Genomic DNA, 24,512 nt, shown 5'->3' with positions numbered 1-24,512 from the left:
ACCCACTACACTGTTCCCGGTCTGATGGGCCATGCGTGGAATGGATGACCAAAACCCACGCCCTTTTATTGCCAAGGAGTCTTACATGCAAATCCCTCGTCGCGGCACTGCCCTGATCCTGTCTTGCGGCCTGCTCGCCAGCCTGCCCGCGCTAGCGGCCGATGAGCCGCGCTTCAACCAGGTGTCGCTGCGTGCCGAAGTCAGCAAAGAAGTGCCGCGCGACCTGATGGTCGTGACCCTCTACAGCGAAGCGCAGAACACCGACCCGGGCAAACTCGCCAAAGAGATCACCGAGACCATGAACAAGGCTGTGCAACAGTCGCGTCAGGTCAAGGATGTGAAGATCAGCCAGGGCAGCCGCAACAGCTACCCGGTCTACGACAGCAAAGGGCAGAAGATCACCGGCTGGCGTGAACGCGCCGAGCTGCGCCTGGAAAGCGCCAACTTCCCGGCCCTGTCGCAACTGACCGCCGACCTGCTGCAAGACCTGAAAATGGGCGGCATGGACTTCTCCATTGCCCCGGCCACGCGCAAGGCCAGCGAGGACGACTTGCTCAAGGACGCTGTCAATGCCTTCAAGGCACGCGCCCAGTTGGCCACCGAGGCGCTGGGTGGCAAGGGCTATAAAGTGGTCAACCTGAACCTCAACAGCAGCGGTTATCCACGCCCTTACCTGCGCAGCGCGCCGATGGCCATGAAAGCCATGGGCGCTGACGAAGCGGCGCCAGCGCCGGATATCGAGGCAGGTACCAGCGAAGTGAGCATGAATGCCGATGGCTTGATCGAAATTCAGATGCCCTGATGACGCTGGGGGCGCTTTGCGCCGCGATGGGCTGCAAGGCAGCCCCAATTACGCAACTTAAGATATTTCCTACGCACTTTTAAGGTGCAGCTTACAAACCCCGCCTCTTCGAAACATCCCGCAATTGCCATCATTTTGCCCGCGCAAACGTTCAACTTCGCCGAAAGTTATACCGATGCGACATCCATGTACGCCCGTACCACCTTTCTGGCGCCAACTATCCTTGTGAGTGTTGCATTGGGAATAGCCCCTGCATAAGTATCCTCAGGTCGGCTCACGAGGCCGCCTCAATCGAAAAATGACAACAATGAGGCCACCATGCTCAAACACGCAGTCATTCCGTTCCTGCTCGGCGCAGGTTTGCTCGCTGGCGCACCGCTCGCCCACGCGGCGTCCAACCTGGTGTTCTGCTCCGAAGGCAGCCCGGCAGGCTTCGACCCAGGGCAGTACACGACGGGAACCGACTTCGACGCCTCGGCCGAGACCGTGTTCAACCGCCTGACCCAGTTCGAGCGCGGCGGTACCGCTGTGATCCCGGGCCTGGCGACAAAATGGGAAGTGTCCGACGACGGCAAGACGTACACCTTCCACCTACGCGAAGGGGTCAAGTTCCACACCACCGACTACTTCAAGCCCAGCCGCGAATTCAATGCCGACGACGTGCTATTCACGTTCAACCGCATGCTCGACAAGAACCACCCGTTCCGTAAGGCCTACCCCACCGAATTCCCCTACTTCACCGACATGGGCATGGACAACAACATCGCCAAGGTGGAGAAAGTCGACGACCACACCGTCAAGTTCGGCCTCAACGAAGTGGATGCCGCGTTCATCCAGAACCTGGCGATGAGCTTTGCCTCCATCCAGTCCGCCGAGTACGCCGACCAGTTGCTCAAGGGCGGCAAGGCCGCCGACCTCAATCAAAAACCGATCGGCACCGGCCCGTTCGTGTTCAGCAAGTACCAGAAAGACGCGCAGATCCGCTTCAAGGGCAACAAGGACTACTGGAAACCCGAGGACGTGAAGATCGACAACCTGATCTTCGCCATCACCACCGATGCCTCGGTGCGCATGCAAAAGCTGAAGAAGGGCGAGTGCCAGGTCACGCTGTTCCCGCGCCCGGCCGATATCGAGCCGCTCAAGGCTGACAAGAACCTGCAAATGCCGCAGCAGGCCGGCTTCAACCTCGGCTACATCGCCTACAACGTAATGGACAAGATCAAGGGCAGCAACGAGCCCAACCCCATGGCCAAACTCGAAGTGCGTCAGGCACTGGACATGGCAGTGGACAAAAAAAAGATCATCGAGTCGGTTTACCAGGGTGCCGGCCAACTGGCAGTGAACGGCATGCCGCCCACCCAGTGGTCCTATGACGACACCATCAAGGACGCCGCCTTTGATCCGGAGAAGGCCAAGCAGCTGCTCAAGCAAGCCGGCATCAAGGAAGGCACCGAGATCACCCTGTGGGCCATGCCGGTGCAACGCCCGTACAACCCCAATGCCAAGCTGATGGCCGAGATGCTGCAAGCGGACTGGGCCAAGATCGGCATCAAGGCGAAGATCGTCAGCTATGAATGGGGCGAGTACATCAAGCGCTCCAAAGGTGGCGAACAGGGCGCCATGCTGATCGGCTGGAGCGGCGACAACGGTGACCCGGACAACTGGCTGGGCACCCTGTACGGCTGCGATGCCGTTGACGGCAACAACTTCTCCAAGTGGTGCTACAAGCCCTACGACGACCTGATCAAACAGGCCAAAGCCACCTCGGACCAGGCCAAGCGCACCGAGCTGTACAAGCAGGCGCAGCACATCCTCAAGGAGCAGGTACCGATCACCCCGATCGCCCACTCCACCGTCTACCAACCCATGAGTGCCAAGGTGAAGGACTTCAAGATCAGCCCATTTGCGCTGAACGCCTTCTACGGCGTCAGCGTGGACAAATAGGGTAGCCCCCGGCACCCGCCGCGCAGCGGGTGCCTGCCCCACCACAGCCTTAACCCTCCCGCCGCCCGCTGCTACCCGCAGCGGGATAGGCACCCTGTTGCCGCCATTCGTACCCCGAGGCGGCCAAACAGACGAACAAGGACTTGCCATGCGCCATGCCACCGCCCTTTCGACCCTGCTTGCGCTGGGCCTGATGAGCCAATCCCCTGCGTTGCTCGCAAAAAACCTGGTGTTCTGCTCCGAAGGCAGCCCGGCCGGGTTCGACACCGCCCAGTACACCAGCGCCACCGACAACGATGCTGCCGAACCGATCTACAACCGCCTGGCCGAATTCGAACGCGGCGGCACCGCCGTGCACCCGGCCCTGGCCACGAAATGGGACATCTCCGAAGATGGCCTGCGCTACACCTTCCACCTGCGCGAGGGCGTCAAGTTCCACGCCAACAAGGCGTTCACCCCAAGCCGCGACTTCAATGCCGACGACGTGCTGTTCACCTTCAACCGCATGCTCGACAAGGGCCACCCGTTCCGGTTGGCCTACCCCACCGAATTCCCCTACTTCATCAGCATGGGCCTGGACAAGAACATCGCCCGCATCGAGAAGGCTGGCCCACTGACCGTGGTGTTCACCCTGAACACGGTCGACGCCGCGTTCATCCAGAACATTGCCATGAGCTTCGCCTCCATCCTTTCCGCCGAGTACGCCGAGCACCTGATGGCCAGTGGGCGACCCAGCGACATCAACCAACAGCCCATCGGCACCGGCCCGTTCGTGTTCCAGCGCTACCAGAAGGATTCGCAAATCCGCTTCAAGGGCAACAAAGACTACTGGGCACCGGAAGAGGTAAAGATCGATAACCTGGTGTTCTCGATCAACATCGACCCCTCGGTGCGCATCCAGAAACTGCGCCGCAACGAATGCCAGGTCACCTTGCACCCGCGACCGGCTGACTTGCCGGCGCTCAAGGCCGATACAAAACTCGACGTGCTGCAACAACCCGGCTTCAACCTCGGTTATATCGCCTACAACACCCAGCACCCCCCCTTCGACCGCCTGGAAGTACGCCAGGCGATGGACATGGCGGTGAACAAGCAGGCGATCCTCCAGGCGGTGTATCAGTATTCCGGGCAGTTGGCGGTGAACGCCATGCCCCCCACCCAGTGGTCCTATGACGACAGCCTCAAGGACGCCCCCTTCGACCCGGATAAAGCCAAGCAGTTGCTCAAGCAGGCCGGGGTCAAGGAAGGCACCGAAGTCACCCTTTGGGCCATGCCGGTACAGCGCCCGTACAACCCAAACGCCAAGCTCATGGCCGAAATGCTTCAGGCCGACTGGAGCAAGTTGGGCTTCAAGGTGCGGATCGTCAGTTACGAATGGGGTGAATACCTCAAGCGCATGAAAAGCGGCGAGCACGACATTGCCCTGATCGGCTGGACCGGTGACAACGGCGACCCGGACAACTGGCTCGGCACCCTCTACAACTGCGACGCCATCGGCAGCAACAACTACTCCCTGTGGTGCGACCCGCAGTACGACAACCTGGTCAAACAAGCCAAGCAAGTGACCGACCGCGCACAACGCACAGCCCTCTACCAGCAGGCCCAGCAGCGGCTCAAGCAGCAGGTGCCGATTACCCCGGTGGCGCATTCCACGGTGAACCAACCGATCAGTGCAAAGGTTTCCGACTTCAAGGTCAGCCCCTTTGGCCGCAATGATTTTTCCGGTGTGAGTGTTGATTGATTTTTAAACCTGCACTGGCCTCTTCGCGGGCAAGCCCGCAAAGAGGCCAGTGCTGGCAACACACTCTCCCCCTGATTAGCCCGGCACCCCCAGGCAACCCTGGCAACACCGCAGCAACACGCCCGGCTCACAAGGCCGGTAATAACTAGAAAAAGGAAAGGGAGCTTTCACCTTGAGAATATTCACCTCAACCGCACTGGCCTTGACCATCGGCAGCTTCTGCTCCGTGGCCGAGGCCGAACCCCAGAGCCAGGACTACGTCCCCTTCAGCCTCAAAACCAGCAGCGAACAAGACCAGGCTAAAGGCTTCGTCGACGGCCAGAGCCTGACCGGCTCCACCCGCAACTGGTATGCCCGCGAGCGCGCCACCCGCGCCCCGCTGTGGAAGTACTACAAAAGCGACGGCACCCGCCACGACACCCACAGCCGCGAGAACTGGCTGCAAGGCACCATTCTGAATTACAGCTCGGGCTTTACCCAAGGCACCGTGGGCTTCGCTGTCGAAGCGGCCGGCTACAACGCCGTTGCCCTGCTGCAGGACCGCCAGGCCATCGCTGGCCCCAACAACCGGACACTGACCCACAGCGACGGCGACCCCATCGGCCAGTGGAGCAAACTGGGCCTGGGCAACATCAAGGCCCGTGTGTCCAACACCACCCTGACCGTCGGCCGCCAGCCGGTGGACACACCGATGATCGCCTACATCGGCAATCGCGCCCTGCCTTCGAGCTTCCAGGGCGCCTTCCTGCACAGCGCCGAATTCGACAACCTGTCGTTCGACCTGGGCACCTTCGACCGCGTCTCACCGCGCACCGAGCAAAGCCTCAGCAAGTTCCGCAGCGAGTACGGCGCCGCTGGCGTCGAGACCGACCGCGCCAGCACCGCCGGGGTCAACTACCAGCCGTTGCGGAGTTTGAACACCAGCCTGTACGCCACCAAGGTCGACGACTTCTGGAACCAGTACTACTTCGGCGCCAACCATGTACTCGGCGACAGTGGCGTGCTGAGCCTTTCCACCGGCCTGAACTACTACAAGACCGTGGACGCAGGCAGCAAGAAGATGGGCGAGATCGACAACGACACCTACAGCCTGTCGCTTGCCCTGACACACCAGGCCCACACCCTTTCGGCCGCCTGGCAGCAGGTCAACGGCAACGAGTACTTCGACTACCTGCACGAAACCAACGGCATCTACCTGGCCAACTCGCTGCTTTCGGACTTCAACGGCCCGAACGAGAAATCGCTGCAGATTTCCTATGTGCTGAACATGGCGCCGTACGGCGTGCCGGGCCTGAAGTTCAACCTGTACAACGCGCGCGGCTGGGGTATCGATGGCACGCATTACCGTGGCACCGCCTATGACGTCGCTGGCATGGACGGCGAGACCCACTACGAGTGGGGCATCGGCACCAGCTACGCAGTGCAGAGCGGCCCGCTGAAGGACACCAGCATCCGCGCCACCTACACCGCGCACCGCGCGAGCAAGGCCCAGGCCGATGGCAGCCTGGACGAGTTCCGGGTGGTGACCACCATTCCGTTCAACATCCTCTGACCCATGACGCCACGGCCTGCTTCGCCAAACTGAAAAAAACAGGCCGTGGCGGCTACGCTGGAATCAATGCTTGCAGGGAGTACTCATGAAATCGCTACCGCTTCGCGCTGCCCTGGCAGCGCTCATCCTGGGCAGCGCCACGCACCTTGCGGCCAAGCCGCTGGTGGTGTGCACCGAAGCCAGCCCCGAAGGCTTCGATATCGTCCAGTACACCACTGCGGTTACCGCCGACGCCTCGGCCGAAACGGTGTTCAACCGCCTGGTCGATTTCAAACCCGGCACCACCGACATCGAGCCGGCCCTGGCCGAACGCTGGGACATTTCCGCCGATGGCCTGACCTACACCTTCCACCTGCGCCAGGGGGTGAAGTTCCACACCACCGACTACTTCACCCCAACCCGCGACTTCAATGCCGACGATGTACTGTGGAGCCTGCGCCGCCAGCTCGACCCGCAACACCCCTGGCACGCCAAGACCAGCGTCGGCTACCCGTATTTTGAAAGCATGGCCTTTGGCAAATTGCTCAAGTCGGTGGACAAGACCGACGCACACACCGTGGTGATCACCCTGACCCGGCCAGAAGCGCCGTTTCTGCGCGACATGGCCATGGCCTTCACTTCAATCTACTCGGCCGAATACGGCGACCAACTGCTCAAGGCCGGCAAAACCGGTGACCTCAACAGCAAGCCGATCGGCACCGGCCCGTTCATTTTCCAGCGCTACAACAAGGACGCCCAGGTCCGCTACAAGCCCAACCCGGACTATTTCCGCGGCAAGCCACCGGCCGATGCCCTGATTTTTGCCATCGCCAACGACAGCAATGTGCGCCTGCAAAAGCTTCGCGCCAACGAATGCCAGGTAGCGCTGTACCCCAAGCCCGACGACGTGCCGTCGATCAAAGCCGACCCTAAGCTCAAGGTCGCCGAAATCGAAGCGCTGGTCACCGGCTACATCGCCATGAACACCGAGCACAAATACCTCAGCGATGTGCGGGTGCGCAAAGCCATCGACATGGCGTTCGACCGCCAGACCCACGTCGACCAGTTGTTCGGCAAAGGCAACGCCGTGGTCGGCATCAACCCCTACCCGCCTGCCATGATCGGCTTCAACAGCAGCAACAAAAACCCGCCCCGCGACCTCGACAAGGCACGTGCACTGCTCAAAGAGGCCGGCGTGCCGGAGGGTACCGTCATCACGCTGTTCACCCGCAACGGCGGCGGCCCAACCAACCCCAACCCTCGGCTGTCGGCCGAAATGCTCCAGGCGGACCTGGCCAAGGTCGGCATCAAGCTCGATATCCGTGTCATGGAGTGGGCAGAGATGCTGCGCCGGGCCAAAAAAGGCGAAGCCGACCTGGTTTCCACCGGTTGGGCCAGCGACAACGGCGACCCAGACAACTTCCTCACCCCGCTGCTCAGTTGCGAGGCGGCGAAAAATGGCGAGAACTACGCACGCTGGTGCAACTCGAAATTCCAGGCGCTGATCACCCAGGCCCGTGAAGTGACCGACAACGGCGAGCGTGCAAGGCTCTATAGCGAGGCATTGAAGGTGTACGATGACGACCAGCCCTGGATCAGCATGGCCCATCCGAAGATGTTTACCGCCATGCGTGACAATGTGGAGGGTTACGTGATCAACCCTCTGACCAACAACAACTTCGCCACCACTCGGGTGAAGTAGAAAAACAACGACCGCCGGCAGCCCACACGGGGACCGGCGGCACTGCCGTGACGCGCTGACTGCCGCATGGCCTGAAGAGGTAACCCCGACAATGTTGAGTTTTATTGCCCGGCGCCTGGGCCTGCTGATCCCGACCTTCTTCGGTATCACCTTGCTGACCTTTGCGCTCATACGCCTGATCCCCGGCGACCCGGTGGAAGTGATGATGGGCGAGCGCAGGGTCGACCCCGAAATGCACGCCCAGGCCATGGAGCGCCTGGGCCTGAACAAGCCGCTGCCGGTCCAGTACCTGGACTATGTGGGCAAGCTCGCCCAGGGTGACCTGGGCGAATCGCTGCGCACCCGCGAAAGCGTGTGGACCGAGTTCCTCACCCTGTTCCCCGCCACCCTGGAGCTGGCCTTCGCCGCCCTGCTGTTCGCCGGCATCGTCGGCCTGTTGGCCGGGGTGATCGCCGCGCTCAAGCGCGGCTCGTTGTTCGATCATGGGGTGATGGGGATTTCACTCGCCGGTTACTCCATGCCGATCTTCTGGTGGGGCCTGATCCTGATCATGTTCTTCTCGGTAAGCCTGGGCTGGACGCCCGTGTCCGGGCGAATCGACCTACTTTACGACATCGAGCCGAAAACCGGTTTCATGTTGATCGATACCCTGCTCAGCGACGAAGAAGGCGCGTTCAAGGACGCGGTGATGCACCTGATCCTGCCGGCCATCGTGCTGGGCACCATTCCGCTGGCGGTGATTGCCCGCATGACCCGCTCGTCGATGCTCGAAGTGCTGCGCGAAGACTACATCCGCACTGCCCGCGCCAAAGGCCTGTCGCCGGCCCGCGTGGTGTTCGTGCACGGCCTGCGCAATGCGCTGATCCCGGTGCTCACCGTGTTCGGCCTGCAGGTCGGCACGCTGCTGGCCGGTGCCGTGCTGACCGAAACCATCTTTTCCTGGCCGGGCATCGGCAAATGGCTGATCGAAGCCATCGGTGCCCGTGACTACCCCGTGGTCCAGAACGGCATCCTGTTGATCGCCTGCCTGGTGATTCTGGTCAACTTCGTCGTGGACATCCTCTACGGCCTGGCCAACCCACGCATCCGTCATCAGCGCTGAGGCCTTCGTCATGACTAGCCCGATTACAAAACCCGTCACACCGGCAAGCCCGGTGGACCAGAGCCTGCTCTACCCCTCGCCGTACAAGGAATTCTGGCACGCCTTCGCGCAAAACAAGGGCGCGGTGATGGGCCTGGCCTTCATGTGCCTGGTGGTGTTCTGCGCGCTGTTCGCGCCGTGGGTCGCGCCACATGACCCAAGCGAGCAGTACCGCGACTTCCTGCTGACCCCTCCGGTGTGGCTCGAAGGCGGTACCTGGCAATTCATCCTCGGCACCGACGAACTGGGCCGCGACCTGCTGTCGCGCTTGATCCAGGGCGCCCGGCTGTCATTGCTGATCGGCCTGTCGTCGGTGGTGATGTCGCTGATCCCAGGGATTCTGCTGGGCCTGCTGGCCGGCTTCTTCCCGAGCTTCCTCGGCCCATCGATCATGCGCCTGATGGACGTGATGCTGGCCCTGCCGTCGCTGCTGCTAGCCGTGGCCATCGTCGCCATCCTCGGCCCTGGCCTGATCAACACCGTGATCGCCATCGCCATCGTCTCGCTGCCCGCCTATGTGCGCCTGACCCGCGCCGCAGTGATGGGCGAACTCAACCGTGACTACGTCACCGCCGCCCGCCTGGCGGGTGCCAGCTTGCCGCGCCTGATGTTCGTCACCGTGCTGCCCAACTGCATGGCGCCGTTGATCGTGCAGGCCACCTTGAGTTTCTCTTCGGCGATCCTCGACGCCGCGGCCCTGGGCTTCCTCGGCCTGGGTGTGCAACCGCCGACCCCCGAGTGGGGCACCATGCTGGCCTCGGCCCGCGACTACATCGAGCGGGCCTGGTGGGTGGTGAGCCTGCCGGGGGTGACCATTCTGCTCAGCGTGCTGGCAATCAACCTGATGGGCGACGGACTGCGCGATGCGCTGGACCCGAAACTCAAGAACGCCGCCTGAGGAGAACGCCATGTCACTGTTGCAGATCAACAACCTGAACGTGCGCTTCGGCGACGCCAACGCGGTACCGGTGGTGGACGGCCTGGACCTGGCGGTGGATGCCGGCGAGATCCTGGCCATCGTCGGCGAATCCGGCTCGGGCAAATCCGTCACTATGATGGCCCTGATGGGCCTGATCGACGCCCCTGGGCGCATCACCGCCGATGCCATGACGTTCAACGGCACCGACATGCTCAGGCTCAGCGGCCGTCAGCGGCGCAAAGTGGTGGGCAAGGACATCGCCATGGTCTTCCAGGACCCGATGACCGCGCTCAACCCCAGCTTCACCGTGGGCTACCAGATCGAGGAAGTGCTGCGCCAGCACCTGGGCCTGAAGGGCAAAGCTGCGCGCCAGCGTGCCTTGGAGCTGTTGAAGAAGGTCGAGATCCCGGCTGCGGAAAGCCGCCTGGACGCCTACCCGCACCAACTGTCCGGCGGCATGAGCCAGCGCGTGGCGATCGCCATGGCGATTGCCGGCGAACCCAAGCTGCTGATCGCCGATGAGCCGACCACCGCCCTCGATGTGACCATCCAGGCACAGATCATGGAGCTGCTGGTCAACTTGCAGAAGGAGCGCAACATGGCGCTCATCCTGATTACCCATGACCTGGCCGTGGTGGCCGAAACCGCCAAGCGTGTCTGTGTGATGTATGCCGGGCAAGCCGTGGAAGTGGGCCAGGTGCCCGAGCTGTTCGACGTCCCAGCCCACCCCTACAGCGAAGCACTGCTGGCGGCGATCCCCGAGCACAGCATCGGCGCTGAGCGCCTGGCCACCCTGCCCGGCATCGTCCCTGGCCGTTATGACCGGCCGCAAGGTTGCCTGCTGTCACCGCGCTGCCCGTACGTGCAGGACAATTGCCGGCAACAACGCCCGCCCCTCGCCCCCCAGGCCCACAGCCTGGTGCGGTGCTTCTACCCGCTGAACCAGGAGGTGGCGTGATGGCCGTCGTACTTACCGCACGGGAGCTGACCCGGCATTACGAAGTCTCCCGTGGCCTGTTCAAGGGCCACGCCCTGGTGCGCGCACTCAATGGCGTATCGTTCGAACTGGAGGCGGGCAAGACCCTGGCCGTGGTCGGCGAGTCCGGCTGTGGCAAATCGACCCTGGCACGCGCCTTGACCCTGATCGAAGAGCCATCTTCCGGCTCACTGCAGATCGCCGGCACCGAAGTCAAAGGCGCCAGCAAGGCCGAGCGCAAGCAGTTGCGCCGCGATGTGCAGATGGTCTTCCAGAGCCCGTATGCCTCGCTCAACCCGCGCCAGAAGATCGGCGACCAGTTGGCCGAGCCACTGCTGATCAACACCTCGCTGAGCAAGGCCGAGCGGCGCGAAAAAGTGCAGAAGATGATGGAGCAGGTCGGCCTGCGCCCCGAGCATTACCAGCGCTACCCGCACATGTTCTCGGGCGGCCAGCGCCAGCGTATCGCCCTGGCCCGGGCGATGATGCTGCAACCCAAGGTGCTGGTGGCGGACGAACCCACTTCGGCGCTGGACGTGTCGATCCAGGCGCAGGTGCTGAACCTGTTCATGGACCTGCAGAAAGAATTCAACACGGCCTATGTGTTCATCTCGCACAACCTGGCGGTGGTGCGGCATGTGGCGGATCAGGTGTTGGTGATGTACTTGGGAAGGCCGGCGGAGATGGGGCCGAAGGCGGATATTTACGAGAAGCCGCTGCATCCGTATACCCAGGCATTGCTGTCGGCGACGCCGGCGATTCACCCGGACCCGTTGAAGCCGAAGATCCGCATTGTGGGGGAGCTGCCTAACCCGCTGAACCCGCCGGATGGGTGTGCGTTTCACAAGCGCTGCCCGTATGCGACGGAGCGGTGTGCTGTTGAAGTGCCGGCCTTCAGGCAGGTGGGGACCCGGCAAGTCGCCTGCCATTATGCGGAGCAATTTCTCTAGGTCGGTGTGACATTCTTCGCGGGGCAAGCCCGCTCCCACAGATATCTCACTGTTCTTGAGAGCAGTGGGATATCTGTGGGGGCGGGCTTGCCCCGCGAAGGGCCGCAAAGCGGCCCCATCGTCTCAATGCATGAATATCGCGATCAGGATAATCACCGGAATCGGCACCCCAAGCATCCACAGCAGTAATGAGCGCATGATGTTTCTCCTTCCTTAACGTTGAATGCTTCGATGGGTCGTGTAACCCACGCCGTCCCCTTCCAGCCACACCACGCGGTCGCGCTGACGGCCACCGAACAATGCAGCCAGGCTGGCAAAGAACGCCCCGCAGAGCAGCGCAACGAAGGTCCACAGCGCGGTCCAGGCCGCCACTTTGGCCGCCGTATCAGCCGCCTGTTTGGCTTGCACCTTGGCCTGCTGCACCTGAGCGTACACTTCGTCCACCCGCGCTTCGGCTTGCGCCTGGCTCAAGCGAGTACGCTGCGCGACCAATTGTGCGAGGTAGGCGCGATCACCTTCGGCCATTGCGCCACCCTGTGCGATCGACTTGGCCAGGATCCGCGCCGCTACACCGTTGGCAGCATCGTCGCTGACCGCTGCCGGGCCATCGCTACGGAACAGGCTGTCGACGAAATACCCATGGGCATCAGGCTTGGGCGCCATGCTCGCAGCAGCCCCGACCGCAGTCGCACCCGCCTGCACGCCTGCGCCGGCCAAGCCACCGACGGTGCCCACGATCAACAGGGCGGCAACCAGCGTGGCCACTGCCCACGCCAGGAAGCCATGGGCCGTATCGCGGAAATACACTTCATCGCCGTGCAGATTGGCCCACTTCACCCGCAGCCGGCCGGCGATATAGCCGCCCAGGCCTGAAGCGAGAATCTGCGTCAACAGCAACCAGATGATCGCCGACACGCCCAGGGTCTGGGCGCTGGCGCCTTCATCGGCCCAGGGCGAAGTGGCCGCGAAGCCCAGGCCCGCACCCAGCACCACAAGGATCAATGACAACGCGGCAGCCGCTGCGGCCCCCGCGAAGATGGCCGCCCAGGACACGCCTGAGCGTTGCTGTGTATCTACATAGGGGTAATCGGCAGAGGGGATCATGGTGTTTTCGCCTTTGTAGTGATCAACAAGTCCGTTCGCCCTGTAGCCGGTGCACGGGATGTGCCAGTTGTGTCAAAGAATGACATTCAGCGAAATCAATCACTTAATGCGCAGAGCTACTCATTGACCGTGCAAAATGCGGGATTAAAGGCTTACCGACGCCGTGTTCTGCAATGCCGGTCGATCTGGCACTATCTGTACATGAGCACCCTGCGCCCAACTGACGGCCCTAAGCAGACGCCATCACCGCCGAAGTTGTGATGCGCTACACCTGTGCTGGAAACACCGCGACCTCGACCGGGTGCTCGCGCTCACATTGACCGATTGTGGAGCCGAACCTGATGCAACCCCTGCGAACCCTCAGCCTGTGGATGGACCAGCTCGACGAGCCGCTGTGTGCCCGCCCGGCGCTGCGCGAAGACCTCGACGTAGACGTGTGCATCATCGGTGCCGGCTACACCGGCCTATGGACTGCGTATTACCTCAAGCGCCAGGCGCCACACCTGAGCATTGCCGTGATCGAAGCCAACATCGCCGGTTTCGGTGCCTCCGGGCGCAACGGCGGCTGGCTGATGGGCAATATGCTCGGCGAAGACCGCCTGCTCGCCACCCTGTCGCCGCAACAACGCCGCGCCAGCATCGACCTGCTGCAGGGCATCCCCGACCACGTCCACGCCGTGCTGCAGCGCGAAGCCATCGACTGCGACTACCGCAAAGGCGGCGTGCTGTATTGCGCCGCCCGCTACCCGGAACAGGAGCGCAGCCTGCGCGCCTACCTCGACGACCTGTACCGCCAGGGCATGACCGAGGAGGACTACCGCTGGCTGCGGCCCGAGCAGTTGGATGGGCACCTGCGGGTGAGCAACGCCTACGGCGCGATCTACAGCCCGCACACTGCAACCATCCAGCCCGCCAAGCTGGCACGCGGCCTGGCCCGGGCGGTTGAGCGCCTGGGTGTGCCCCTCTACGAAAATTCCCCCGCCATCGACTGGCAGCCTGGTGAAGTGCGTACCCCCCAGGCGCGCATCCGCTGCCAATGGATGGTGCCCGCCGTAGAAGGGTATGCCGCCAGCCTGCCACCGCTGGGCAAGCATCAACTGCCGGTGCAGAGCTTGCTGGTCGCCACCGAACCACTGCCAGAGTCGACCTGGGAGCAGATCGGCCTGAGCCAAGGCCAGGCGTTCAGCGAAAGCAGCCGTCAGGTCACCTACGGCCAGCGCACCGCCGACAATCGCCTGGTGTTCGGCGCTCGCGGCGGCTACCGCTTCGGCGGCCGGCTACGCGAAGACTTCACCCTGAACGAGGCCGAAGTCGAGCTGCGTCGCTACCTGTTCAGCGAGCTGTTCCCACAACTCAGGCATGTGCGCATCACCCACTCCTGGGGCGGCAACCTGGGCATGGCCCGGCGCTTCCGCCCGCACATGCTGTGCGACCGTCAGCGTGGTATTGCACTGGCCGGTGGTTATGGCGGCGAAGGGGTTGGTGCCACCAACCTCGGCGGGCGGACCTTGGCCGCACTGATCCTCGGCCAGCAGAACGAACTGACCGGCCAACCCTGGGTACTCGACAACCGCCCATTGTCGAGCCTGGCCAGTTGGCCGCCCGAGCCCTGCCGCTGGCTGGGCTACAACGCGATCATCCAGAGCTTCGTCCACGAGGACCGCACCCTCGCCAACCCCGCCAGCGCGCCCTGGAGACGGCGCCTGGCCAGCTCGCTTGCGGACTTCATGGAAGGTTTCATGCATTGAGAAGGCGGTAGAGAGACGGCGCCCGAGAGATCGACCCCGCCAGGCCCCGTATCAAAGCCGGAAACTGGCGTAGGAGCAGCCTTGCGCTGCTCCTACAGGGCTCTAGGTCAACTCGACGATCAGTGGTGTTCGCGAGTAGCGCGGAACTTGACGTCTGGCCAGCGCTCTTCCATCAGCGCCAGGTTGACCCGGGTCGGGGCCAGGTAGGTCAGGTGGCCGCCACCGTCGATGGCCAGGTTTTCCATGGCCTTGACCTGGAATTCCTCGAGTTTCTTCTTGTCGTCACAGCTGATCCAACGCGCCGACCAGACGGTGATCGGCTCGTAGGCGCACTCGACCTTGTACTCTTCCTTCAGACGGCTGGCGACCACATCGAACTGCAGCACACCGACCGCACCGAGGATGATGTCGTTGCTGCGCTCTGGGAAGAACACCTGGGTCGCGCCCTCTTCTGCCAGCTGCTGCAGGCCCTGGCGCAGCTGCTTGGACTTGAGCGGGTCCTTCAGGCGCACGCGGCGGAACAGCTCCGGGGCGAAGTGCGGAATACCGGTGAAGCCCAGCGCTTCGCCCTCGGTGAAGGTGTCGCCGATCTGGATGGTGCCGTGGTTGTGCAGGCCGATGATGTCGCCGGCAAAGGCCTCTTCCAGTTGCTCACGTTCGGACGAGAAGAACGTCAGCGCGTCACCGATGCGCAGGTCCTTGCCGGTACGCACGTGGCGCATCTTCATGCCCTTCTCGTATTTGCCCGAGCAGATACGCATGAAGGCGATACGGTCGCGGTGTTTCGGGTCCATGTTCGCCTGGATCTTGAACACGAAGCCTGTGAACTTCTCTTCCACCGGCTCCACGGTACGCTCGTGGGCCACACGGGCCAGCGGGCGCGGCGCCCAGTCGACAACAGCGTCGAGCACATGGTCGACCCCGAAGTTGCCCAGTGCGGTACCGAAGAACACCGGCGTCAGCTGGCCGTTGATGAACTCGTCCTGATCGAATTCATGGCAGGCGCCCTGTACCAGTTCGAGTTGTTCGAGGAAGCGATCATATTCGTCCCCCAGGTGCGAACGGGCTTCATCGGAATCGAGCTTCTCGATGATTTTTACCTCGGTACGCTCATGGCCGTGGCCTGGGGTGTAAACGATGATGTAGTCGCCGGCCAGGTGGTACACACCCTTGAAGTCGCGGTAGCAACCGATCGGCCAGGTAATTGGCGCGGCCTTGATCTTGAGGACCGCCTCGATTTCGTCGAGCAGTTCGATCGGGTCGCGGATGTCACGGTCGAGTTTGTTGATGAAGCTGACGATGGGCGTGTCGCGCAGGCGGCAGACGTCCATCAGCGCGATGGTCCGCGGCTCTACACCTTTACCGCCGTCGAGCACCATCAACGCCGAGTCCACTGCGGTCAGGGTGCGGTAGGTGTCTTCCGAGAAGTCTTCGTGACCGGGGGTGTCGAGCAGGTTGATCATGTGCTCGCGGTACGGGAACTGCATCACCGAGGTGGTGATGGAGATGCCGCGCTGCTTCTCCATTTCCATCCAGTCGGAGGTGGCGTGGCGGTCGGACTTGCGCGACTTCACGGTACCGGCGACGGCAATGGCCTTGCCCATCAGCAGGAGCTTCTCGGTGATGGTGGTCTTACCGGCGTCGGGGTGGGAAATAATGGCGAAAGTGCGGCGCTTCGCGACTTCGGCGGCCTGGTTGGTCATGGGAAATCGCCTGACTGGGGATCGAAAAGGGGCAGTATCATACCTGAAGTAGCACGCGAGACCAAAATGCGTGCCGACCGGACGTGCCCCCCTCTTATCGCGCCGCTGGAAAATCAGACGTGTGAAACCGGGTCCTCAGTAAAACCCTCGATTGTGACCGGCGCGCGTCCCGGCAAATGAACCACCAACTCCAGCCTACCGCCCATGGCTTCCAGATACGTTCGCAGGGTGGAGATCAACATATCACTGCGATTTTCAACCTTCGAAACGTTCCCCTGACGCACGTCGAGACGCTCCGCCATCCCTTCCTGAGTGATCTCAAGCTGCTTGCGCAGCGCCTGAAGCGTCATTTCTTCGCGGATAAGTTCACGGCCGCGCTTTTCGACTCTCGCTCTGCGCTCAGGAGAAAGCTCGCTCATCACCTCTTCAAGTGTCTTGTACATGTTTTCAACCTCTGGACAGGTGTCGATCAAAGCGCTCATCGGCACGCTCGATCAGGCTTCGGTAAAACCTATGCTGACTGATGCCGGCTTTATCACCCGCAACCAACAGAAGCGCACAACGTGTCTTGTCGAACGCGAACGCGACTCGCCAAACACCGCCATCGGCGCTGAAACGCAACTCTTCATGTTCGAGTGCTTCGAGCCATTCAGGGTATCCACACGAGGTCTCCCAAGAGCAGGGCCTCGGCGTTCAAGCAGTTGAAGTTGGGACAGCAATTCGTCCTGTACTTCATCGGCCAATTGCTCGAACTCGACCATGAATTCCATGCACATCCCTATAGACCACACGGCCAACATACCTCCGAAGGAATATTCCCTCAAGTGAATATTGAGTTAATTTCAGCGGAGATATTGCCTCTCGTGCAAATCGCTTGATAGCAGGTAATCCAACGCCTTTAGCGAGGAATTGCGCTGTTTTTTCGTACGAACATTCGATACCTCCAGTGATTAACACTGGCCAAATGCCGCCTCAGATGGGAACCTTTACGCCCACGGAGACGTCCACTCCCCTGCAACCCGCTTCGCTTGGGGACTGGTTTCATCAGCATTTTCGGGCCCGACGGGGTTCGGCTCATGGCCTGATCGCAGCCTTCGGTTGCTTCACGCTGCTACTCGCGAACACACCACTCGCTGCCAGGTATGGCCGGCCAAAAAGAGAGTGTGCTCGCCGACTACACAAGGAGTCCGCCTGTGGCTACACGCTACGGAAAAGGGCTGTTGGGATGCGCCACCGTGCTCGTCATCCTGGCCCTGCTGATCCACTGGATCGGCACTGACACAATCGCGCGTTACCGCGACGATCTTGGGTTCTACCTGCAAGCGCACCTGGTACTGGTGCTGGCTTCGATGGCGGCGGCGTTGGCCGTGGGCATCCCCGCTGGCATTGCGTTAAGTCGACCGCACCGGGTCGACAAAGCCGAACGCTTCATGCAGTTTTTCAACGTTGGCAACACCATCCCCCCTCTGGCCGTTCTGGCCATCGCGCTCAGTATCCTGGGCATCGGCGCCGGGCCCGCGATCTTCGCGCTGTTCCTCGCCTCCCTCCTGCCCATCGTGCGCAACACCTACGAGGGCCTTAAAAACGTCCCCGCCTCGCTCAAGGAAGCCGCCACCGGCATCGGCATGACCCCGCGCCAGCAACTGTGGCAAGTGGAGCTGCCCAATGCCGTACCGATCATCGTCGGCGGCGTGCGCGTTGCACTGGCGCTGAACGTGGGTACTGCGCCCCTGGCGTTTTTGATCGGCGCCAACAGCCTGGGCAGCCTGATTTTCCCTGGCATTGCCCTGAACAACCAGCCACAGCTACTGCTGGGCGCCGCCTGTACGGCGCTGCTGGCACTGTTGCTCGACGCCCTGGTGAGCTTCTCCAGCAAGCGCTGGCTGGAACGTGGCCTGGCCCAATAAAACGAGGGAACGTATGAAAAAGAGAATCGCCTTGCTGCTGGGCGCGGCCCTGCTGTTCGCAGGTTTTGCCCAGGCAGCGGACAAACCGCTGATTCGCATCGGTGCGCGGGTGTTCACCGAACAGACCGTGCTCGCCGAAATCACCGCCCAGTACCTGCGCGCCAACGGCTTTGACGTGCGCGTGACCACCGGCCTTGGCAGCAGCATCGCCCGCCAGGCCCAGGAAACCGGCCAGCTCGACCTGATGTGGGAATACACCGGTGTGTCGCTGGTGTCCTACAACCACATCGACGAGCGCATGCCCAACGCCGAGGCCACCTACGCCAAGGTCAAGGCACTGGATGCGAAGAAGGGCCTGATCTGGCTGACGCCATCGAACTTCAGCAACACCTATGCCCTGGGCCTGCCCCCGCACGTTGCCGAAGCCTACCCACAGGTCAACTCGATCAGCGACCTCAACCGGGTGCTACGTGACGAGAGCGACCGCCCCCATCTGGTGGCCCTGGACACCGAGTTCGCCAACCGCCCCGATGGCCTGGTAGGCCTGCGTGAGCTGTACGGGTTGCCGCTGGACCGGCGCAACATCCGCCAGATGGACGGCGGCCTGGTGTACACCGCCATGCGCAACAACCAGGTATTCGCCGGCCTGGTCTACACCACCGACGGCCGTCTGAGCGCGTTCAACCTCAAGCTGCTGAACGACGACAAGCACTACTTCCCCGACTACACCGCCGCCCCGGTGGTGCGCAAGGCCGTGCTCGACGCCAACCCGCAACTGGCCCCCCTGCTCAAACCGCTGGCCGAGCAACTCGATGACGAGACCATGCGCCAGCTCAACGCCAAGGTCGACGTCGAACACCAGAACCCGACCGCGGTGGCCGCAGCCTTCCTGCGTGAACACCCTCTGAAGGAGGTACAGCCATGAGCCTGCTCGACACCTTCGCCCACCTCGACTGGGCCCAGGTCCTGCAGCTGACCTGGCAGCACATCATGCTGGTGGGCATCGCCGTCAGCCTGGCGATCCTCGTCGGCGTGCCACTGGGCATCCTGATGACCCGCTTTCCGGCCGTCGCCGGCCCCCTGCAAGCCAGTGCCACGGTGCTGTTGACCATCCCGTCGATCGCCCTGTTCGGCCTGCTGCTGCCGTTCTATTCCAAGTTCGGCCAGGGCCTTGGCCCGCTGCCGGCGATCACTGCGGTGTTCCTTTATTCGCTGCTGCCGATCCTGCGCAACACCTACCTGGCGCTGACCAACGTCGAGCCCGGCATCCGTGAAGCCGCACGCGGCATCGGCATGACCTTCGGCCAGCGCCTGCGCATGGTCGAGCTGCCCATCGCGGTGCCGGTGATCCTTGCCGGTGTGCGCACTGCCGTGGTGATGAACATCGGCGTGATGACCATTGCCGCGACCATCGGTGCCGGCGGCCTGGGTGTGCTTATCCTCACCTCCATCAGCCGCAGCGACATGTCGATGCTGCTGGTCGGCGCCGTGCTGGTCAGCCTCCTGGCGATCATCGCCGACCTGCTCCTGCAAACCCTGCAACGTGCCCTGACTCCAGAAGGACTGCGCTCATGATCGAACTCAAGAACCTCAGCAAAACCTTCAACGTCAACGGCAAGGATGTCAAAGCCGTGGACGCCGTCAGCCTGACTGTCAACGAAGGCGAAATCTGCGTGTTCCTCGGCCCCTCGGGCTGTGGCAAAAGCACCACGCTGAAGATGATCAACCGCCTGATCACGCCGACCTCCGGCCAGGTGTTCATCAATGGCGAAGACACCAGCGCGCTGGACGAAGTGACCCTTCGCCGCCACATCGGCTATGTGATCCAGCAGATCGGCCTGTTCCCCAACATGACCATCGAAGAGAACATCACCGTGGTCCCGCGCCTGCTCGGCTGGGACAAGCAGAAGTGCCACGACCGCGCCCGTGAGCTGATGCACATGATCAAGCTCGAACCCAAGCAGTACTTGCAGCGCTACCCGCGCGAGCTGTCCGGCGGCCAGCAGCAGCGCATCGGCGTGATCCGCGCGCTGGCGGCCGAGGCCCCGGTGCTGTTGATGGACGAGCCGTTCGGTGCGGTCGACCCGATCAACCGCGAGATGATCCAGAACGAGTTCTTCGAGATGCAGCGGGCGTTGAACAAGACCGTGATCATGGTCAGCCACGACATCGACGAAGCGATCAAGCTAGGCGACAAGATCGCCATCTTCCGCGCCGGCAAGCTGCTGCAGCTGGACCACCCGGACACCTTGCTGGCACACCCGGTGGATGATTTCGTGAGCAACTTCGTCGGCCAGGACAGCACGCTGAAACGCCTGCTGCTGGTACGCGCCGAAGATGCGGCGGACAACGCGCCGTCGGTGAGCCCGGAAACACCGGTGAGCGATGCGCTGGAGCTGCTGGACGAGCACGACCGCCGCTATGTGGTAGTAACCGACGCGCAGAACAAGGCGCTGGGGTATGTGCGCCGGCGCGACATGCATCGCCAGCAAGGGACCTGTGGCGACTTCCTGCGCCCGTTCAATGCCACGGCTTCGCACGATGAGCATTTGCGCATCCTGTTGTCGCGGATGTACGAGTTCAATCGGGCGTGGTTGCCGGTGCTGGATGCCGAGCAGGTGTTTTTGGGCGAGGTGACGCAGGAGTCGATTGCGGCTTACTTGAGCTCGGGGCGATCGCGGGGGGCGAAGACCAGTATCGTTTCGCCGGCTGAGGCGGTGGTTTCCTAGAAAGCTGGGGGCGCTTTGCGCCCCATTCGCGGGGCAAGCCCGCTCCCACAGGTTCTGCGCAGCGCAAAGCCTGTGGGAGCGGGCTTGCCCGCGAAGAAGGGGATGCGGTATCAGAACCCTACACTGGCCTGCACATAGAAGGTCCGCGGCTCACCCACATAAATGCCGGCATTGTTATCACTGGAGCGGGTGAAGTACTGCTTGTCGAACAGGTTCTTCACCCCCGCCGCCAGCTTCAGGTTGGACAGCTTCGGCCCGAAGTCATACCCGCCACGGGCATGCCAGGTCACGTAACCCGGAATGTCGCCATACTGCCCATCGGCGCTCGGCTCGGTGATGTAGTCGCCGTTGAAGCTGCCATCGGCATTGATCCCGGTACCCGGCGCGCGCTGCTTGGATTGGGCGTAGGCGTCCAGGTTCCAGGTCCAGTGGTTGATCTCATAGCGCACACCGGCAGTGGCCACCTGGCGTGAGTAGAACGGCAAATCGCGGCCCTTGAAGCCTGGAATCTCGCCTTCGTACGTAGCGCGGGTGTAGGTGTAGCCGCCATTGACCGACAGGCCTTCCAGACGCGGGTCCAGCCCGGCCAGGTCATAGCGCACCGAGGCCTCGATGCCCTGGTGCTGGGTGGCGCCCAGGTTGGTCCAGCCGACATCGTTGCTGATGTACTGCAGCTCATCATCGAAGTCGATGTAGAACGCCGTCAGCTCACCGGCGAAGCCGCCGTTGTCATACCGCGTACCAATTTCGTAGGTCTTGGCCTTTTCCGGCTCCAGGCCGTTGGCCGTGCTGTTGCCGGTGCCGCCCTGGCCCAACTGGAAGTACTGCAGGCTGCCAAACGAGGTCTCGTAGTTGGCGAACACCTTCCAGGCATCGGAAATGTGGTACATCACACTCAGCGCTGGCAACGGCTCGTTGCTGGTGATGCTGCGTTTCTTCTCCGCCACCGGACGGTTGTTGGCGTCCAGCACCGGGCGGTCGCGCCAGTCGGTGTTGATGTGCTCGAAGCGGATGCCCGGGGTGATGGTCCAGTTGCCGACATCGATCTTGTCATCGATGTAGTAGGCGCTGGCCTCGGTGCCGCCGCTGCGGTCCTGGAACACATGGCCGTCGGAGGTCGGGGTGGGCGTCGGTACGTTGTCGATCAACGCCAGGCGAGTGGACTGCTCGCGCATGGCTTCTTTGAGGTAGCGGTAGCCAACACTGACTTCCTGGGTGGTCGGGCCGGCGAAGAAGATCCGCGACACCCGTGGCTCGATGGCGAAGGTGTGGTAGTTGCGCGGGTACGACGACAGGGTCTTCATGTCCCGCGAGGCGATGGCGCTGCCGCGAAAGCTGTCGGTGTAGTAGGTCAGCACTTCGAACTGGGTAGCGTCGTCGAGCTGGCGTTGCCATTTGAACGACACATCCTTGCGCCGGCCAGCGAAGTAGTCGTAGTCACGCAGCGACTGGTACGGATTGCTGTCGTACTGCGCCTGGGTCAGGCCACCGGGCATGTCGGCACGGCCATCGTAGTAATGGAAGTTGAGCCAGAACTCATCGACGTCGGTCGGCGCCCAGTGGGTCTTGAGGATGACGTCGTCGATGTCGTTGCCGTTATTGCTCTCGCGGTAGCCGTTGCCGTTCACCCCGGTATACAACAGCGCGACGCCCATGCCGTTGTCGGCGGTGCCGCCGACGAAGGCCGATTCGGTGTGTTTCCAACCACCGTGCTGCGAGGTTTCCAGGGTGGTGGAAAGCGCTGCCGAGGCTTTCTGCGGGATGGCCCGGGTGACGAAGTTGATCACCCCGCCGACGTTCTGCGGGCCATAGCGTACGGAACCGGCGCCGCGCACCACGTCGATGCTGTCGAGGTTACCCGAGGAGATCGGCGCCATCGACAGCTGCGGTTGGCCATAGGGGGCGAAGGCGGCAGGAATGCCGTCAATCAGCACGGTCGAGCGTGGCGACAGCCGCGAGGTCAGGCCACGCACGCCAACGTTCAGCGACAGGTCACTGCCACCGGTGCCGTTGGAGTCCTGCACCTGCACGCCGGGGATGCCACGCAGCACGTCGCGCACATTCATCGCGCCCTTTTCCACCATGGCCTCGCGACGTACCACGGTGCGCGCACCCGGGTGGTTCTGCACCACGGCCTGGTCGGCATCGCCCAGCCAGTCGCCGACCACCTTGATGTCGGTTGGCGCCAGTTCCAGGCTACCGCTGCCCAGGTCAAGGGTGGTCGGCAGCGGCTTTACCACTACGGTGTCCTGGGACATCTCGAAGGTCAGCCCGCTGCCTTGCAGCAACTGCTGCAGCGCCTGCACCGGCGCCAGGTTGCCGGACACCGCCGGCGCCTGTTTGCCGGCTACCAGCTCTGGGCTGTAGAACAGCTGCAGGTTGGTCTGCTGGCCCAGTTGGCTCAGCGCCGAAGCCAACGGTTGCGCCTGGATCTGGATTGCAGCGCCTGCCTGTTCGGCGTGGCTGTTGACGGCCACGGCACTGACCGCGAGGGCCAGCGCCAGGGCGCGCAAGCGTGGGAAGGGCTTGTTGTTATTCACGTCGTCAAGACATCCTGAAGTTCGGGATAAACGCCAACCGCATGCAAATGTAAATGCTTGGCAGTTGCAGCTGGCGAGGAAGACGAACGAGCTGAAAAAAACCTGAATCTATTTCGCGATAATTTCGCGAGAGCCGTCTGCATGGGCCTTGATGGCCACCGGCAGGATGCTCGGCAAGGCCCGCAGCAGCGCATCGGTGTCGTCGGTGCTGAAGGTACTGGACAGGCGCATTTGCGCCACCTTGCCGGGGGCTACGCGCAGTGGCTGGGTGCGGTAGCGCGAAGCTTCGGTCACCACATCGGCCAGCGTTGCGTTGTCGAACACCAGCTTGCCCTGGCGCCAGGCGGTCAGCGCAGCGGCGTTCACCGCGTAAGGCGCCGCCACGTTACCTTGTGCATCTATATGCGCGCCCAGGCCGGCCGTCAGTTGCGCCAGCGAAGTATCCTTGCCCTGCACACGTACCGAACCTTGCTCCACTGCCACGCGGGTGGCACCAGGGTCCAGGCGCACATCGAAGCGGGTACCGGTGACGGTCACGCTGCCCTGGGCGGTATCGACCACGAACGGGCGGCTGCTGTCATGGGCGACGATGAACATCGCTTCGCCCGCATCAAGCTGAATGTGCCGCCGCCCGGCGCTGAAATCGACCTGCAGTTGCGTACCACCGTTGAGCGCCAGCTGCGAGCCGTCCGGCAGTTCGACCTGGCGGCGCTCGCCGAAGGCGGTCTGCAACTGGTCTTGGTGGTTGAGGCGCTGGTACTGCCAGCCACTCCACCCCAACCCCAGGGCAACCACCGCCACCCCGGCCGCCAGCGCCTGGCGCATGACGCGCCGCCGTGGCAATTGCTGGACCGGCTCAGGTTGGCACAGCGCGTCGAGGCGCTGGCGCGGAATGAAGTCGGCGGCGCGCCAAAGGCTGGAAAGCTGCTCATATTCTTCACGATGTCGAGGGTCTGCCTCCAGCCACCCTTGCAAGCGCGCCAGCAGCCCGGCATCCCGCGGCGCATCCTGCACGCGGGCGAACCATTCGGCCGCCTGCTCGCGGACGGTATCGGCCCCGTGCTGTTTCATCGAA

At 62.7% G+C, this 24,512-nt stretch carries 20 protein-coding genes; 14 read left to right on the top strand and 6 right to left on the bottom strand.

Annotation, left to right across the window (positions count from 1 at the left end):
- Positions 1 to 85 precede the first annotated feature (85 nt).
- From ACSSU5_RS15235 to ACSSU5_RS15195, 9 genes are all read left to right on the top strand, one after another.
- Positions 86 to 802, top strand: coding sequence for an SIMPL domain-containing protein (locus tag ACSSU5_RS15235; protein WP_492559208.1), 717 nt, complete (start codon positions 86 to 88; stop codon positions 800 to 802).
- 318 nt (positions 803 to 1,120) lie between these two features.
- On the top strand, positions 1,121 to 2,746 hold the full coding sequence (locus ACSSU5_RS15230) for an ABC transporter substrate-binding protein (RefSeq protein ID WP_264310181.1): 1,626 nt from the start codon (positions 1,121 to 1,123) through the stop codon (positions 2,744 to 2,746).
- 148 nt (positions 2,747 to 2,894) lie between these two features.
- On the top strand, positions 2,895 to 4,487 hold the full coding sequence (locus ACSSU5_RS15225) for an ABC transporter substrate-binding protein (protein ID WP_492559207.1): 1,593 nt from the start codon (positions 2,895 to 2,897) through the stop codon (positions 4,485 to 4,487).
- 172 nt (positions 4,488 to 4,659) lie between these two features.
- Positions 4,660 to 6,039, top strand: a complete 1,380-nt coding sequence (locus ACSSU5_RS15220) for an OprD family porin (protein WP_492559206.1) — start codon at positions 4,660 to 4,662, stop codon at positions 6,037 to 6,039.
- An 85-nt stretch (positions 6,040 to 6,124) separates the two neighbouring features.
- On the top strand, positions 6,125 to 7,720 hold the full coding sequence (locus tag ACSSU5_RS15215; protein ID WP_492559205.1) for an ABC transporter substrate-binding protein: 1,596 nt from the start codon (positions 6,125 to 6,127) through the stop codon (positions 7,718 to 7,720).
- A 91-nt stretch (positions 7,721 to 7,811) separates the two neighbouring features.
- A complete protein-coding gene (locus ACSSU5_RS15210; RefSeq protein WP_016485006.1) occupies positions 7,812 to 8,822 on the top strand; it encodes an ABC transporter permease subunit in 1,011 nt (336 codons plus the stop codon).
- A 10-nt stretch (positions 8,823 to 8,832) separates the two neighbouring features.
- Positions 8,833 to 9,759 carry an ABC transporter permease subunit gene (locus ACSSU5_RS15205; RefSeq protein ID WP_264310185.1) on the top strand — a complete coding sequence of 309 codons (927 nt, stop codon included), beginning with the start codon at positions 8,833 to 8,835 and terminating at the stop codon, positions 9,757 to 9,759.
- A gap of 10 nt (positions 9,760 to 9,769) precedes the next feature.
- On the top strand, positions 9,770 to 10,738 hold the full coding sequence (locus tag ACSSU5_RS15200) for an ABC transporter ATP-binding protein (RefSeq protein ID WP_264310186.1): 969 nt from the start codon (positions 9,770 to 9,772) through the stop codon (positions 10,736 to 10,738).
- Complete coding sequence (locus ACSSU5_RS15195) at positions 10,738 to 11,706, top strand: peptide ABC transporter ATP-binding protein (RefSeq protein ID WP_264310187.1); 969 nt, start codon at positions 10,738 to 10,740, stop codon at positions 11,704 to 11,706. The genes ACSSU5_RS15200 and ACSSU5_RS15195 overlap by 1 nt, the downstream gene beginning before the upstream one ends.
- 213 nt (positions 11,707 to 11,919) lie before the next feature.
- Here the strand turns inward: ACSSU5_RS15195 and ACSSU5_RS15190 are convergent, their stop codons facing one another.
- Complete coding sequence (locus tag ACSSU5_RS15190; RefSeq protein WP_492559204.1) at positions 11,920 to 12,810, bottom strand: hypothetical protein; 891 nt, start codon at positions 12,808 to 12,810, stop codon at positions 11,920 to 11,922.
- A 341-nt stretch (positions 12,811 to 13,151) separates the two neighbouring features.
- Here ACSSU5_RS15190 and ACSSU5_RS15185 point away from each other — a divergent pair, with 341 nt between their 5' ends.
- On the top strand, positions 13,152 to 14,558 hold the full coding sequence (locus ACSSU5_RS15185) for an NAD(P)/FAD-dependent oxidoreductase (protein ID WP_264310189.1): 1,407 nt from the start codon (positions 13,152 to 13,154) through the stop codon (positions 14,556 to 14,558).
- Between the two features lie 119 nt (positions 14,559 to 14,677).
- Here the strand turns inward: ACSSU5_RS15185 and ACSSU5_RS15180 are convergent, their stop codons facing one another.
- From ACSSU5_RS15180 to ACSSU5_RS15170, 3 genes are all read right to left on the bottom strand, one after another.
- Positions 14,678 to 16,261: a peptide chain release factor 3 gene (locus tag ACSSU5_RS15180; protein ID WP_492559203.1), complete on the bottom strand. Its 1,584-nt coding sequence runs from the start codon at positions 16,259 to 16,261 to the stop codon at positions 14,678 to 14,680.
- A gap of 113 nt (positions 16,262 to 16,374) precedes the next feature.
- Positions 16,375 to 16,743, bottom strand: a complete 369-nt coding sequence (locus tag ACSSU5_RS15175) for a helix-turn-helix domain-containing protein (protein WP_264310191.1) — start codon at positions 16,741 to 16,743, stop codon at positions 16,375 to 16,377.
- Positions 16,709 to 16,882 carry a type II toxin-antitoxin system RelE/ParE family toxin gene (locus ACSSU5_RS15170; protein ID WP_492559202.1) on the bottom strand — a complete coding sequence of 58 codons (174 nt, stop codon included), beginning with the start codon at positions 16,880 to 16,882 and terminating at the stop codon, positions 16,709 to 16,711. The genes ACSSU5_RS15175 and ACSSU5_RS15170 overlap by 35 nt, the downstream gene beginning before the upstream one ends.
- A gap of 572 nt (positions 16,883 to 17,454) precedes the next feature.
- Between ACSSU5_RS15170 and ACSSU5_RS15165 the strand changes: the two genes are divergently transcribed.
- The 4 genes from ACSSU5_RS15165 to ACSSU5_RS15150 are packed head-to-tail and all read left to right on the top strand — an operon-like array spanning position 17,455 to position 20,897.
- Entirely contained in the window at positions 17,455 to 18,168 is a 714-nt protein-coding gene (locus ACSSU5_RS15165) for an ABC transporter permease (RefSeq protein WP_264310193.1), read from the top strand.
- Between the two features lie 13 nt (positions 18,169 to 18,181).
- Entirely contained in the window at positions 18,182 to 19,093 is a 912-nt protein-coding gene (locus ACSSU5_RS15160; protein ID WP_492559201.1) for a glycine betaine ABC transporter substrate-binding protein, read from the top strand.
- On the top strand, positions 19,090 to 19,743 hold the full coding sequence (locus ACSSU5_RS15155; protein WP_008090677.1) for an ABC transporter permease: 654 nt from the start codon (positions 19,090 to 19,092) through the stop codon (positions 19,741 to 19,743). Before ACSSU5_RS15160 ends, ACSSU5_RS15155 begins: the two co-directional genes overlap by 4 nt.
- A complete protein-coding gene (locus tag ACSSU5_RS15150) occupies positions 19,740 to 20,897 on the top strand; it encodes an osmoprotectant ABC transporter ATP-binding protein OsmV (RefSeq protein WP_264310195.1) in 1,158 nt (385 codons plus the stop codon). Before ACSSU5_RS15155 ends, ACSSU5_RS15150 begins: the two co-directional genes overlap by 4 nt.
- A gap of 110 nt (positions 20,898 to 21,007) precedes the next feature.
- Here the strand turns inward: ACSSU5_RS15150 and ACSSU5_RS15145 are convergent, their stop codons facing one another.
- Positions 21,008 to 23,437 carry a TonB-dependent siderophore receptor gene (locus ACSSU5_RS15145; protein WP_492559200.1) on the bottom strand — a complete coding sequence of 810 codons (2,430 nt, stop codon included), beginning with the start codon at positions 23,435 to 23,437 and terminating at the stop codon, positions 21,008 to 21,010.
- A 108-nt stretch (positions 23,438 to 23,545) separates the two neighbouring features.
- Positions 23,546 to 24,508 carry a FecR family protein gene (locus tag ACSSU5_RS15140; RefSeq protein WP_492559199.1) on the bottom strand — a complete coding sequence of 321 codons (963 nt, stop codon included), beginning with the start codon at positions 24,506 to 24,508 and terminating at the stop codon, positions 23,546 to 23,548.
- Between the last annotated feature and the right edge of the window lie 4 nt (positions 24,509 to 24,512).

The organism is Pseudomonas sp. E1MeOHC2 (genome assembly GCF_058745025.1).
Note: the sequence above shows the minus strand (reverse complement) of the source record. Positions and strands in the feature narration are given on the sequence as shown.